Consider the following 12,901-nt stretch of genomic DNA (forward strand, 5'->3'; position numbering starts at 1 on the left):
GAGAGGGCAGATGATTTCCATCCGGCAGTTGCGCTACTTCGTCGAGATCGTCGAGGCGCGAGGCTATACCCGGGCTTCCGAGCGCCTGTTCATCGCGCAATCGGCCCTGAGCCGGCAGATCAAGGAACTGGAAGCCGACCTCGACGTGGTCCTGCTCAAGCGCGATGCCAAGGCCTTCGAACTGACCCAGGCCGGCCAGGACTTCTATGCACGTAGTCGCAGGATACTGCTCGATCTGGATCGCGCCGTGGCCCAGGCCCGCACCATCGGCAAGGGCGAGCATGGCGCACTGCGCCTGCTGCATTCCAGTTCGGTACCCTTGACCGCGCCCCTGGGGCCCACGCTCAATGATGTGCTGAAGGATTTCCCCGGGATTTCGCTGGAAATTTCCCAGACCCCGTCCGAATACCAGGCCCGCGAGATCGTCGAAGGCAGTGCCGATATCGGACTGGCACGGTTGCCCATCTTGCGCGCCAATCCCGATCTGGAGAGTACCGTGCTGTACCGCGAGCGCCTGGTGGCAGCGGTGCCGGCCGGACATCGGCTGGCGCAGCGCGCCGAAGTAGAGATTGCAGAATTGCGGGATGAATTCTTCGTCACCGTCCCGCATCGGGACCGTGGGGGACTGAGCTACCTGGTGGCTGAGCGCTGCATCGCGCATGGCTTCTATCCCCGCGTGGCACGGGCAACCTCGCGCAAGAATTCCCTGCTCAGTCTGGTCAATGCCGGCTTCGGCATCGCTGTGGTACCACAGAGTATGGCCAGCATTTCCTTGTCGGCCGGGGTCAGTTTCCCGGCCCTCAAGGATGCCGATTTTCACTCGGAAGTCGCCTTGCTGCGCCGACGCGATGCGCCGGTGATGGTGCAGCAATTCGTGGAGACCTTCATGTCCCGTCTGCAGCAGACGGGACTGGGGGGATAGTGGGCCTGGCCGGACAGGCCGGACTGGCAGCCCCGGACCCGGCCTGAGCGGCCGGGTGGGAATCAGTTGCCGGTCGCGACCGGTCGCTGAGGATCGGAGCTCCATTCGCTCCACGAGCCGGGATAGAGGCTCGCTCCCGAAAGGCCAGCTACCTCCAGCGCCAGCAGGTTGTGGCAGGCGGTGACGCCCGAGCCGCACTGCATGACCGCGGCCTGCGGATCGCCGATCACCGCCAGCCACTCTTCGCGCAATTGCGTCGCGCTCTTGAAGTGGCCATCGGCTTGCAGGTTGTCCTTGAAGAAGCGGTTCTTCGCGCCCGGGATGTGTCCGCCGACGGCGTCCAGCGTTTCGTTCTCGCCACGGAAGCGGTCCGGCGCGCGCGCGTCCACCACCTGCAATGACGGTTTGCGCAGGTTCTCCAGCAGCGCCTGGGCATCCACCGTCGGCACCAGCGACGACAGGTCCTGAATATTGCCCGCCGCAGCCGGCGGCGGCACTTCGGTGCTGAGGTTCTCACCCAGCGCCTGCCACGCGGCCATGCCGCCATCGAGTACCGCTACGTCGCCGTGACCGATCCAGCGCAGCAGCCACCAGAGGCGTGCGGCGAACATGCCGCCGTGTGCGTCATAGGCCACCACTTGCGTATCGTTGTTGATGCCCAGATCACGCATGGCCTGCACGAACTGCTGGCGATCCGGCAGCGGATGGCGACCATGGAAGCGGCCTGTCGCATCGGTCTTGGGACCGGACAGCAGCTCATCCAGATGCGCGAAGCGGGCCTCCGGGAGGTGACCGGCGGCGTAGGCCTGGCGGCCGAAATCCGGATTGGCGAGGTCATGGCGGCAATCGACGAGCACCAGGTTCAGGTATTGCGCACGCGCCTTCAGGTCGCTGGCGCTGATGAGGGTTTGGTAGGTCATGGCTTTCTCCTTTAATCGTAGGCGGTGGATGTGGCGATGCTTACACCTCGGTCGCGATCGGGTCCACCTTGGGCACGTTCTTGGCGGCGGTCTGGTTCTTGCGCTGGTTGCGATAGGTCGCCAGCATGCCGCTGGCCAGAATGATGACCATGCCGACCCAGCCCATCCAGCCCGGCGAATCGTTCCAGATCAGTACGCCGAACAGGCTGGAAAACACGATGCCCGTGTACTGCAGGTTGGCGGTCACCAGCGTATTGCCGAGGCGGTAGGCACGTGTCATGGCGATCTGCGCCAGCGTGGCCGTCAAGCCTATCATGACCACCAGCAGTACGCCGGTACCGGAATGGCTGTGCCATAGCGGCACACGACCGGTGACCACGCTGCCGACCAGTCCCGCCAGCACGCCCGTGGCAGAGAAGTAGAACACCACGCGGTACTCCGGTTCCCCCAGCAGCCCAAGCTTGCGTACCTGCAGATAGACCAGCGCCGAGAGCACCCCCGAGGCCAGCGAAATGGCGCCGCCCAGCAACTGGTCGGCATTCAGGGAAGGGCGCATCAGCAGCGCCACACCGACGAAGCTCAGCGCGACCGTGCCGGCCAGACCCCATTCGAACTTCTTGTTGCCCTGCCACCAGCCGGCCACGAACAGCATCACCGCGATCCAGATGGAGGACATGTAGTTCAGCGTGGTAGCTGTCGCAATCGGTAACAGGCTGAAGGAATAGAACCACATCCACAGCGAGATCACGCCGATGCCGCCACGGATCAGGTGGTCGCGCGGGAAGGGCGTGCGCAGGGTGCCGCCGCGCAGGCGGATCAGGCCGAAGATGAAGATCACCCCGATCAGTCCGCGACAGAGCACGATCTCGGAGGTCGAGTAGTAGTTGCTGGCGAGCTTGACGCACACGCCCATGATGGCAAAGAGGAATGAAGCGACGAGCATCCAGAGCGATTGCATGACGGTGACGGATCAGTAGGAGAAGTGGAGGGGAGTGACTGAAACAGGAACAGGCGCACAACGACGGCCAGCAACAAAAACGGCAGCCCCGGAATGAACCGGGGCTGCCGTTGTGCTGGTGCCGATGACCGTCGTCATGCGGGAGAGGGGGATACTGCTGCAGATGCTGGTGCCTGAGAGCTGGCGACAATGACGGCGCAGACTGCGTCCATCGTGTGCTTGCCGCTTCGCTTGCATCTGCTTTCCCCCTGCGCGGCCTGTGGCCGATGTTATGGTGTGCTGGTACCTTGCGGGACGTCCAGTTGCTGGCGATACCACTCATGGAAGTGCTGCATGCCATCCTCCATGGGCGACTGGTACGGACCGACTTCGCTGGTGCCGCGATCCATGAGTATACGACGACCGGCGTCCATGCGCTGGGCGATCTCGTCATCCTCCACGCAGGTCTCCATGTAGGCGGCCCGTTCGGCTTCCACCAGCTCGCGCTCGAACAGCGCGATTTCTTCCGGATAGTAGAACTCCACCACATTGGTGGTCTTCTGCGGGCCGGTCGGCCAGAGCGTGGACACCACCAGCACGTGCGGATACCACTCCACCATGATGTTGGGGTAGAGCGTGAGCCAGATAGCGCCGAACTTGGGCGGCTTGCCGTTGGAGAATTGCAGCAGCTTTTCCTGCCACTTGGCGTAGGTCGGCGAGCCGGACTTGATCAGGCCGTGGTTCACACCCACGGTCTGGACGCTGTAGTCACGGCCGAATTCCCACTTCAGGTCCGAGCAGCTCACGAAGTTGCCCAGGCCCGGATGGAAGGGCTCGACGTGGTAATCCTCCAGATAGACCTCGATGAAGGTCTTCCAGTTGTAGTCGCACTCGTGGACTTCGGTGTGGTCGTACAGGTAACCGGAGAAATCGAGGTCGCGGGTCACGCCCAGGTTTTTCAGCTTGTCGGCGATATCGACGCCGTTGGCCTCGAACAGCAGGCCATTCCAGCTCTGCAGCGGCGTCTTGGACAGGTTCATGCAAGGCGTCTCGCCAAAATGCGGCGCGCCGATCAGTTCACCCTTCAGGTCATAGGTCCAGCGATGCAGGGGGCAGACGATGTTGTTGGCATGGCCACGGCCATCAAGCATCTTGGCCTGGCGATGGCGGCAGACATTGGATACCAGTTCGATGCCTTGCGCATTGCGCACCAGCATGCGGCCTTCGTTTTCCCAGGGCAGCGTGGAGTAGTCACCGGCATTGGGCACCATCAGCTCGTGGCCGACGTAACGGGGTCCCTGCTGGAAGAGTTGTTTCAGTTCCCGCTGATAGAGCGGTTCGTCGAAGTAGACGTGGACTGGAAGTTGCGCGTTTGAACGCGCCAATTTGGCAAAAGTAGCAAGATCGGACATTTCCGCCCCCAAATTAATTTGCACCAACCTAAGGAAGAAAATCCGCAAAAACCTATGTTCAAATAATATGAAGAGGAAATTTTGGACAGAACCGAGGATTATGCCACAAAACCCCCATAAGGGGCCGGGTTTTGTGTCCAAAATGCCAGTATTTTGAACGAACTTACGCGACGGCCTCCAAAACCTTCGACAAATCCACGCCCTTGATTGACTTGGTCAACGCCGGTTTGTTCTAAAATACCGGGTTAGTTTTCTGAATGGGTCGATATGCCTAGAACCTCTGCCGCCTCCGGCGCTGCCGCGACCGCCGCCTTGCCGGCCTCCTTCGAACAAGCCATGGAAGAGCTGGAGCAGCTGGTGGCGCGGATGGAAGCTGGCGAACTGCCGCTGGAAGCCTCGGTGGCCGCCTACAAGCGTGGCTCGGAACTGGTCAAGTTCTGCGCGGCCCAACTGGAGAAGGTGGACAGCCAGGTCAAGCTGCTCGAAGGCGACATGCTCAAGCCCTTCCAGGCGACCGACGCGGGCAACGAGGACGATTGATGAATGCACCTATCACCGCCGCTGGCGCGCAGATGTCGCTGGCCTCGATGGCATTCGCGAACTGGATGAACCAGGTCCAGGTCGGCATGGAACACGTGCTGGACCGTTTCCTGGCGCCGACCACGGTGGTGCCGGCGCGCCTGCACGAGGCCATGCGCTACACCGCCATGGATGGCGGCAAGCGCGTGCGGCCACTGCTGGTCTATGCCGCCGGTGATGTGTTCGATACGCCGCCAGCCCTGCTGGACCGGGCTGCGGCAGCAGTAGAGATGATTCACGTCTATTCGCTGGTGCATGACGACATGCCCTGCATGGATGACGACGCGCTGCGCCGTGGCAAGCCTACCGTGCATGTGAAATACGACGAAGCCACCGCGCTGCTGGTCGGCGACGCGTTGCAGGCGCAGGCCTTCGAAACCTTGTCGGCACCGCTGGAAGCTGAGTTGAAGACCGACGCCGACCTGCCGGCACGCCAGTTGCGCATGCTCAACCTGCTGGCCCAGGCTTCGGGCTCGGTAGGCATGTGCGGCGGCCAGGCCATCGACCTGGCCAGCGTGGGCATGACCCTGTCGCTGGCCGAGCTGGAACAGATGCACCGCCTCAAGACCGGTGCCCTCTTGCGTGCGGCGGTGATGCTGGGTGCGCTGGGTGGCAAGGCGCTGACCCGGGACGAAAGCGCGGCGCTGGATGACTATGCGCGCGCCATCGGCCTGGCCTTTCAGGTGGTGGACGACATCCTCGACGCCACCGCCGATTCGGCCACGCTGGGCAAGACCGCGGGCAAGGACGCTGCCGACAACAAGCCGACCTATGTGTCCATCCTGGGCCTGGCCGAGTCGCAGGCGCTGGCCGAAAGACTGCGCGGCGATGCCCACCAGGCGCTCGCCCCGTTCGGCGACAAGGCACGGCGCCTGCGCGAGCTGGCGGACCTGATCGTACACAGAAAGACCTGAGAGACGTAATCCAAGGCATGAAGACGGACCACGCGGCAACCTGCCAGGCGTGGCCTTCAGACCCCAACACGGTAACAACAGATGCTCCTGAACACCATTAACGACCCGGCTGACCTGCGCCGCCTGTCCCGTCACCAATTGAAGCCGCTGGCTGAAGAGTTGCGCGGCTTCCTGCTGGATTCGGTGTCCAAGACCGGCGGCCACCTGTCGTCCAACCTGGGTACGGTCGAGCTGACCATCGCGCTGCATTACGTCTTCAACACCCCGCAAGACCGCATCGTCTGGGACGTCGGCCACCAGACCTATCCGCACAAGATCCTCACCGGTCGTCGCGAACGCATGGGCAGCTTGCGCCAGCAGGAAGGTATTTCCGGCTTCCCGCGCCGCATCGAGAGCGAATACGACACCTTCGGCACCGCGCACTCCTCGACCTCCATTTCGGCCGCACTGGGCATGGCCCTGGCGGCCAAGACCCAGGGCTCGGACCGGCACGCCATTGCCGTCATCGGCGACGGCGCCATGACTGCCGGCATGGCCTTCGAAGCGCTCAACAATGCTGGCGTGCATGAAGACATCAACCTGCTGGTGATCCTCAACGACAACGACATGTCGATCTCGCCCCCGGTGGGCGCGCTGAACCGCTACCTGGCGCGCCTGATGTCCGGCAAGTTCTACGCCAAGGCCCGCGACGTGGGCAAGTCGGTGCTGCCCGGCCCGGTGCTGGAACTGGCCAAGCGCCTGGAAGAGCATGCCAAGGGCATGGTGGTGCCGGCGACCATGTTCGAGGAATTCGGCTTCAACTACATTGGCCCCATCGATGGTCACGACCTCGATTCGCTGGTCCCCACCCTGCAGAACCTGAAGCACCTCAAGGGGCCCCAGTTCCTGCACGTGGTCACCAGGAAGGGTCAGGGCTACAAGCTGGCCGAGGCCGACCCGGTGCTCTACCACGGCCCCGGCAAGTTCAACCCCAGCGAAGGCATCAAGCCCAGCGCCGGCGGCAAGTTGACCTATACCCAGGTGTTCGGCGAATGGCTGTGCGACATGGGCGCAGCCGACGACAAGCTGGTCGGCATCACCCCGGCTATGCGTGAAGGCTCGGGCATGGTCGCTTTCGAAAAGAAATTCCCGGAACGCTACTACGACGTCGGCATCGCCGAGCAGCACGCCGTCACCTTCGCCGCTGGCATGGCTTGCGAGGGGATGAAGCCGGTGGTGGCGATCTACTCGACCTTCCTGCAGCGTGCCTACGACCAGTTGATCCACGACGTCGCGCTGCAGAACCTGGACGTCACCTTCGCCCTGGACCGTGCCGGCCTGGTCGGTGCCGACGGCGCCACGCATGCAGGCAACTACGACCTGGCCTTCCTGCGCTGTATTCCGAACATGGTGGTCATGGCCGCGGCAGACGAAGACGAATGCCGCAAGATGCTCTCCACCGCCTACCAGTACCCTGGCCCGGCCGCGGTGCGTTACCCGCGTGGTGCCGGCGTCGGCGCCAGCGTACAGAAGACACTGGACACCCTGCCGCTGGGCAAGGGCGAAATCCGCCGCCACGGCAAGGACATCGCCATCCTCGCCTTCGGCAGCCTGCTGGCCCCGGCCCTCGGTGCCGGCGACAAGCTCAATGCCACGGTCGCCAACATGCGCTTCATCAAGCCGCTGGACGTGGAACTGGTCCGGCAACTGGCCGAGAGCCATGACGCCCTGGTCACGGTGGAAGAGGGCTGCATCATGGGTGGCGCTGGTGCCGCCGTCTCGGAAGCGTTGGCCGCAGCCGGCATCAGCAAGCCCATCCTGCACCTGGGCCTGCCGGACCGCTTCATCGACCACGGCGATGCGGGCCAATTGCTGGCGCAATGCGGGCTGGATGCGGACGGCGTCGCCCAGTCCATCGTGCAACGTTTCGGCAAGGACCAGCCTAAGCTGGTAGTCAACAACGGCTGATTTCACCTTCCCGAAACCGGGGGGCAGATAAAACGCCTCGCTGAAATTCTCCAGCGAGGCGTTTCGTTTCCTGCTTCTGTTAGTGGGGCAAACTAACGCTCCCGCCCCTTCTGCCACAACACATCCTGGCCGCCGGCCTCGCGGTTGAGCACCCGGGCCAGCACGAAACACAGGTCGGACAGCCGGTTCAGATATTGCCGGGCCGGCGCATTCACGCCCGACTCGGCCTTCTCCAGCAAGACCACGCTGCGCTCGGCGCGCCGGCATACCGTGCGGCAGACATGCGCCAGCGCGGCGGTACGCGAGCCACCCGGCAGGATGAATTCCTTCAGCGGCGGCAGTGTGGCGTTGTATTTCTCCAGCAGGGCGTCCAGCCGCGCCAGGTGGGCCTCGGCCAGCACCGTGTAACCGGGGATGCAGAGTTCGCCGCCCAGGTCGAACAGGTCGTGCTGTATCGAGACCAGTTCCTCCCGCAAGGCGTCCGGCAGGGTCTCGCACAACAGCAGGCCCAGCTGCGAATTGAGTTCATCCACATCGCCCAGCGCCTGGATGCGCAGGCTGTCCTTGCCCACGCGGCTGCCATCGCCCAGGCCGGTGCTGCCGTCATCTCCGGTGCGGGTGGCGATCTTGCTAAGTCGGTTGCCCATCGTTGCTCCTTGATAATGCGCGCCAGCTTAAGCGCAAGCCCGATGCAAGGCAAGCGTCCCGCCGGATGCGAGAGGACGCGCCAGCGAAGCAAGAATCACGTAAATAATTCACTTGATTTGCCCGACTTGCCGCGACGGCATGGGAGATTTGCCCGATCTCCCGCCCGCAAGAGAGTAAAATTCATCGATTGGATCAGTGGTCAGTCCACTGCAGCGGCCGGGGTGGCTACTGCAACGGCCCTGCATCCTCCCCCCAACAAGACCTAGAACAACGACCGAGACACAAGACTCCAGAGAGAAACCGAGAAATCGCATGAACCATCTAGTTGACGCCCGCAAACTGAAACGCCCCGTGCCGCAGGCCTTGCTCGACGAGCTCAAGACCCTCTTCGGTGAGCGTTGCTCCACCACCCTGGCCATGCGCGAGCACCACGGCCGTGACGAATCCTCCTACGATCCCATGCTGCCCGACGCTGTCGTGTTCGCCCACAGCACCGAGGAAGTCGCCGCCTTCGTGAAGCTCTGCAGCCAGTACGACACCCCCATCATCCCCTACGGCGCCGGCACCTCGCTGGAAGGCCACGTACTGGCCCTGCAGGGCGGTGTGACGGTGGACCTGTCGCAGATGAACCGGGTGCTGGCCGTCAATGGCGAAGACCTGACCGCCACCGTCCAGGCCGGCGTCACCCGCAAGCAACTGAACCTGGAGATCAAGGACACGGGCCTGTTCTTCCCCATCGACCCGGGCGCCGACGCCTCGCTGGGCGGGATGGCCTCGACCCGTGCCTCCGGCACCAATGCCGTGCGCTACGGCACCATGAAGGAAAACACCCTGACCCTGACCGTGGTCACGGCCCAGGGCGAGATCATCAAGACCGGCACCCGTGCCAAGAAATCCTCGGCCGGCTACGACCTGACCCGCGTCTATGTCGGCAGCGAAGGCACGCTGGGCATCATCACCGAAGTCACCGTGCGCCTCTATCCGCAGCCCGAGGCCATTTCTGCCGCCATCTGCTCCTTCCCCAGCGTGGCCGATGCGGTCAATACGGTGATCCAGACCATCCAGATGGGCGTGCCGCTGGCGCGCGTGGAGTTGCTCGATGAAAACGGCGTGCGCGCCATCAATGCCCACGACAAGCTGACCCTGCCGGTCAATCCGCTGCTGCTGTTCGAATTCCACGGCAGCGAAAATGGCGTCAAGGAACAGGCCGAGCTGGTGCAGGACATCGCCAACGACAACCATGCACTCGGCTTCGAATGGGCCACCCGCCCGGAAGATCGCACCCGCCTGTGGACCGCCCGTCACAACGCCTATTTCGCGCTGCTGCAACTGCGCCCGGGTGCGCGCGCCATCTCCACCGACTGCTGCGTGCCGATCTCGCGCCTGGCCGAATGCGTGCTGGCCACCAAGGCCGACTGCGAAGAGCAGGGGCTGATCCACGCCATCATCGGTCACGTCGGCGATGGCAATTTCCACGTGCAGATGATGGTGGACCCCAATGACCCGGCCGACATCGCCCGCGCCGAAGGCGTCAATGAACGCATGGTCGCGCGCGCCCTGTCCATGGACGGCACCTGCACCGGCGAGCATGGGGTGGGCCTGCACAAGATGGACTTCCTGATCCAGGAGCACGGCGACGGCGCCATCGCCGTCATGCGCGCCATCAAGCACGCGCTGGACCCGAAGAACATCATGAACCCGGGCAAGATCCTGCGCTGGGAACAGTAAACCTTGGATCAAGTATCTTGCTTGCCGTTGACTTCATCGGCCGGCCGTTCGGACTGAGTAGCGGCATTGCCGCATATCGAAGGGGCGCCGTCAGTACGTCTTCGATACGGCCCAGAGGGCCTACTCAGTGCGAACGGTAGTTTTTTGATGTTGACGACAGTAGCGCAGTTTTGTCAGCGCTGATTTGTTGGTTTTCAGCAGTTTGTTAGTTGAACAAAGAGCAGGGCGTTTTTGCATGCCCTTCGCTAAAGCAGCAGGAATCCATCACCCATGGCCACCCGCCTACCGCCCGTCCATGCCTTGTCCGCCTTCGAAGCGGCAGCCCGTCACAACTCCTTCGCCATCGCGGCCGAGGAGCTTTGCATCACGCCATCGGCACTGTCGCACCGCATCCGCCTGCTGGAAGAATTCGTCGGCGAGCGCCTGTTCTATCGCGATGGCCGCTCCATCGGGCTCTCCGAATTCGGTCGCCGCTATCTCGACGTGGTGCGCTCGGCACTGCGCACGCTGACCGATTTCCCCATGCCGCATCGCAATGCCGCCGTGCAACCCAAGATCAAGGTGATGCTGCCGCCGACCTTCGCGCGCCACCTGCTCATGCCGCGCATCGCCGACTTCACCCAGCGCCATCCCGAGATCGTGGTGGAGCTGTATCTCTCGGTGCCGCTGTACGACCTGTCGCTGTCGGAAAGCGATGTCGAGATCCGCTTCGGTGCCGGCAACTACCCCAACATCATCACCGAGAAGCTGTTCGAGGAACCGGCCTTCGCCGTCGCCAGCCCCGGCTACCTGAAGACCCTGCCGCCGATGAAGTCGCCGGCCGACCTGCAGCATGCGACCCTGCTGCGCTCGGCGCTGGAGCCCTGGCAGCCTTGGTTCGAGGCCGCCGGTCTCAAGGACTGGGTGGAACCTTCCGCCGGCCTGCGCGTGGACGACCTCGGCCTGCTGCTCGAAGCGGTGCGCCATGGCTATGGCGTCGGCCTGACCCGCCAGCATTTCGCCGAAGAACTGCTGGCGCGGGGCGAGATCGTCGAATTGTTCGACGTACGCCTGCGCACCCCGCCCCATGCCTACTACGTGGTCTACGAGCGCGCCGTGCGCGAACGGCCCGAAGTCGATACCTTCATCAGCTGGATGCAAAACGCCTTCCGCAATATCTGAGCCCACGCCAGCACTGTCACGCTGGCCGCCCTGAAAATAATTCACGGCGGCCGGAAATTCTTTTCAGTGGCCCAACGGGCAACATCGCCCCGTGCGGCGCGGCAAAATTCGTTACACTTGTCGGACTGAAAAAGCCCGCCCCATGCGGGCTGACAACAAACGAGACAGCGTGCGCCGTGCCGCCGGACGCAAAGAGGGACGTCCACACCCACACGCCTGCCTAGCCCAACGCCGAGGTCCAGCATGAATGCTCCCGTCCAACCGTCCTTCGCGCCGGCGCGCCAGCGCGAAGTCGTCGATGCCCTGCGCCGGGTCCTGCCCACCCATTGCGTGCTGTTCGACGAGGAAGACACCCGCCCCTACGAATGCGACGGCCTGGCCGCTTACCGCCAGCTGCCGATGGTAGTGGTATTGCCCGAGACCGAGGCCCAGGTGGTAGCCATCATGCAGACCTGCCACGCGCTGCAGGTGCAGATCGTCCCGCGTGGCGCCGGCACCGGCCTGTCGGGCGGGGCCATGCCGATTGCCGACGGGGTCGTGGTCTCCACCGCCAAGTTCAACAAGATCATCAAGCTGGACAAGTATTCGCGCACCGCCGTGGTCCAACCGGGCGTGCGCAACCTGGCCATCTCGGAAGCGGCCGCGCCGCATGGTCTCTATTACGCGCCGGACCCGTCCTCGCAGATCGCCTGCACCATCGGCGGCAATGTGGCCGAGAATTCCGGCGGCGTGCACTGCCTCAAATATGGCCTCACGGTACACAACGTCCTGCGCGTGCGCATGGTCACCATCGAGGGCGACGTCGTGGAACTGGGCAGTGGCGCGCTGGACGCCCCGGGCCTTGACCTGCTGGCGGTGTTCATCGGTTCCGAAGGCATGCTGGGCGTGGTCACGGAGGTGACCGTCAAGCTCGTGCCCAAGCCGCAGGCCGCGCGGGTGATCATGGCGTCCTTCGATGACGTGGTGAAGGGCGGCAATGCAGTCGCCAACGTGATCGCCGCCGGCATCATCCCGGCCGGCCTGGAGATGATGGACAAGACCAGCTCGCGCATGGTGGAGCCCTTCGTCAAGGCCGGTTACGACATCGACGCCGAAGCCATCCTCCTGTGCGAGTCCGATGGCACCGTGGAAGAGGTGGAAGAAGAGATCGGCCGCATGACCGCCGTGCTCAATGCCAGCGGTGCTACCGCCATCGCCTGCTCGGCCTCGGAAGCGGAACGCCTGCGCTTCTGGTCCGGTCGCAAGAACGCTTTCCCGGCCGCCGGCCGCATCTCGCCCGACTACTACTGCATGGATGGCACCATCCCGCGCAAGAAACTGGCGCAGGTGCTGCTGGGCATCGCCGAGATGGAAAAGAAGTACGGTCTGCGTTGTGCCAACGTGTTCCACGCGGGCGACGGCAACCTGCATCCGCTGATCCTGTTCGATGCCAACCTGGCCGATGAATTCGACCGCGCCGAACTGTTCGGTGCCGAGATCCTGGAGCTGTGCGTGGAAGTCGGTGGCACCATCACCGGCGAACACGGCGTGGGCATCGAGAAGATCAACTCCATGTGCGTGCAGTTCTCGCCCGCCGAGCGCGAGGCCTTCTTCAAGTTGAAGCGCGCCTTCGACACCGCCTTCCTGCTCAATCCGGACAAGGCCATTCCCACCCTGCATCGCTGTGCCGAGTACGGCAAGATGCACGTGCAGCGCGGCCAGCTGCGCTTCCCCGACCTGCCGAGATTCTGATC

The 12,901-nt window shown here is 63.6% G+C and carries 11 protein-coding genes; 7 read left to right on the forward strand and 4 right to left on the reverse strand.

The window, feature by feature from the left end:
- Positions 1-10: 10 nt before the first annotated feature.
- Complete coding sequence (locus ACEOAC_RS05050) at positions 11-922, forward strand: LysR family transcriptional regulator (RefSeq protein WP_006461980.1); 912 nt, start codon at positions 11-13, stop codon at positions 920-922.
- A gap of 62 nt (positions 923-984) precedes the next feature.
- Here ACEOAC_RS05050 and ACEOAC_RS05055 read toward each other — a convergent pair whose 3' ends face one another.
- The 3 genes from ACEOAC_RS05055 to ACEOAC_RS05065 all read right to left on the reverse strand — a co-directional run bounded on the left by ACEOAC_RS05055 (position 985) and on the right by ACEOAC_RS05065 (position 4,191).
- Positions 985-1,842 carry a sulfurtransferase gene (locus ACEOAC_RS05055; protein WP_413443369.1) on the reverse strand — a complete coding sequence of 286 codons (858 nt, stop codon included), beginning with the start codon at positions 1,840-1,842 and terminating at the stop codon, positions 985-987.
- A gap of 40 nt (positions 1,843-1,882) precedes the next feature.
- Complete coding sequence (locus ACEOAC_RS05060; protein WP_241813581.1) at positions 1,883-2,800, reverse strand: DMT family transporter; 918 nt, start codon at positions 2,798-2,800, stop codon at positions 1,883-1,885.
- 269 nt (positions 2,801-3,069) lie between these two features.
- Positions 3,070-4,191: an aromatic ring-hydroxylating oxygenase subunit alpha gene (locus ACEOAC_RS05065; RefSeq protein WP_039874324.1), complete on the reverse strand. Its 1,122-nt coding sequence runs from the start codon at positions 4,189-4,191 to the stop codon at positions 3,070-3,072.
- 267 nt (positions 4,192-4,458) lie between these two features.
- Between ACEOAC_RS05065 and ACEOAC_RS05070 the strand changes: the two genes are divergently transcribed.
- The 3 genes from ACEOAC_RS05070 (at position 4,459) to dxs (ending at position 7,631) form a co-directional block, all read left to right on the forward strand.
- Positions 4,459-4,731: an exodeoxyribonuclease VII small subunit gene (locus ACEOAC_RS05070; RefSeq protein WP_077234781.1), complete on the forward strand. Its 273-nt coding sequence runs from the start codon at positions 4,459-4,461 to the stop codon at positions 4,729-4,731.
- Positions 4,731-5,684 carry a polyprenyl synthetase family protein gene (locus tag ACEOAC_RS05075; RefSeq protein ID WP_413443370.1) on the forward strand — a complete coding sequence of 318 codons (954 nt, stop codon included), beginning with the start codon at positions 4,731-4,733 and terminating at the stop codon, positions 5,682-5,684. The genes ACEOAC_RS05070 and ACEOAC_RS05075 overlap by 1 nt, the downstream gene beginning before the upstream one ends.
- An 81-nt stretch (positions 5,685-5,765) precedes the next feature.
- Positions 5,766-7,631 (forward strand): 1-deoxy-D-xylulose-5-phosphate synthase, encoded by a 1,866-nt coding sequence (gene dxs / locus ACEOAC_RS05080; protein ID WP_413443371.1) that lies wholly within the window; start codon positions 5,766-5,768, stop codon positions 7,629-7,631.
- Between the two features lie 92 nt (positions 7,632-7,723).
- Here dxs and ACEOAC_RS05085 read toward each other — a convergent pair whose 3' ends face one another.
- Positions 7,724-8,278: a cob(I)yrinic acid a,c-diamide adenosyltransferase gene (locus ACEOAC_RS05085; protein ID WP_077234778.1), complete on the reverse strand. Its 555-nt coding sequence runs from the start codon at positions 8,276-8,278 to the stop codon at positions 7,724-7,726.
- A gap of 313 nt (positions 8,279-8,591) precedes the next feature.
- Here ACEOAC_RS05085 and ACEOAC_RS05090 point away from each other — a divergent pair, with 313 nt between their 5' ends.
- From ACEOAC_RS05090 to ACEOAC_RS05100, 3 genes are all read left to right on the forward strand, one after another.
- On the forward strand, positions 8,592-10,007 hold the full coding sequence (locus ACEOAC_RS05090; protein WP_413443372.1) for an FAD-binding oxidoreductase: 1,416 nt from the start codon (positions 8,592-8,594) through the stop codon (positions 10,005-10,007).
- 270 nt (positions 10,008-10,277) lie between these two features.
- On the forward strand, positions 10,278-11,168 hold the full coding sequence (locus tag ACEOAC_RS05095) for a LysR substrate-binding domain-containing protein (protein WP_006461989.1): 891 nt from the start codon (positions 10,278-10,280) through the stop codon (positions 11,166-11,168).
- 243 nt (positions 11,169-11,411) lie between these two features.
- A complete protein-coding gene (locus ACEOAC_RS05100) occupies positions 11,412-12,899 on the forward strand; it encodes an FAD-linked oxidase C-terminal domain-containing protein (RefSeq protein WP_241813576.1) in 1,488 nt (495 codons plus the stop codon).
- The last annotated feature ends 2 nt before the right edge of the window (positions 12,900-12,901 follow it).

Source organism: Herbaspirillum frisingense, from assembly GCF_047325095.1.
GTDB classification, from domain to species: domain Bacteria; phylum Pseudomonadota; class Gammaproteobacteria; order Burkholderiales; family Burkholderiaceae_D; genus Herbaspirillum; species Herbaspirillum frisingense.

Excerpts from the sequence above, each read along its gene's own strand:
- ACEOAC_RS05065 (WP_039874324.1), bottom strand. The coding sequence starts at position 4,191 with ATGTCCGATCTTGCTACTTTTGCCAAATTGGCGCGTTCAAACGCGCAA.
- ACEOAC_RS05090 (WP_413443372.1), top strand. The coding sequence starts at position 8,592 with ATGAACCATCTAGTTGACGCCCGCAAACTGAAACGCCCCGTGCCGCAG.
- ACEOAC_RS05095 (WP_006461989.1), top strand. The coding sequence starts at position 10,278 with ATGGCCACCCGCCTACCGCCCGTCCATGCCTTGTCCGCCTTCGAAGCG.
- ACEOAC_RS05055 (WP_413443369.1), bottom strand. The coding sequence starts at position 1,842 with ATGACCTACCAAACCCTCATCAGCGCCAGCGACCTGAAGGCGCGTGCG.
- ACEOAC_RS05100 (WP_241813576.1), top strand. The coding sequence starts at position 11,412 with ATGAATGCTCCCGTCCAACCGTCCTTCGCGCCGGCGCGCCAGCGCGAA.
- ACEOAC_RS05070 (WP_077234781.1), top strand. The coding sequence starts at position 4,459 with ATGCCTAGAACCTCTGCCGCCTCCGGCGCTGCCGCGACCGCCGCCTTG.
- ACEOAC_RS05060 (WP_241813581.1), bottom strand. The coding sequence starts at position 2,800 with ATGCAATCGCTCTGGATGCTCGTCGCTTCATTCCTCTTTGCCATCATG.
- ACEOAC_RS05085 (WP_077234778.1), bottom strand. The coding sequence starts at position 8,278 with ATGGGCAACCGACTTAGCAAGATCGCCACCCGCACCGGAGATGACGGC.
- ACEOAC_RS05050 (WP_006461980.1), top strand. The coding sequence starts at position 11 with ATGATTTCCATCCGGCAGTTGCGCTACTTCGTCGAGATCGTCGAGGCG.
- ACEOAC_RS05075 (WP_413443370.1), top strand. The coding sequence starts at position 4,731 with ATGAATGCACCTATCACCGCCGCTGGCGCGCAGATGTCGCTGGCCTCG.
- dxs (WP_413443371.1), top strand. The coding sequence starts at position 5,766 with ATGCTCCTGAACACCATTAACGACCCGGCTGACCTGCGCCGCCTGTCC.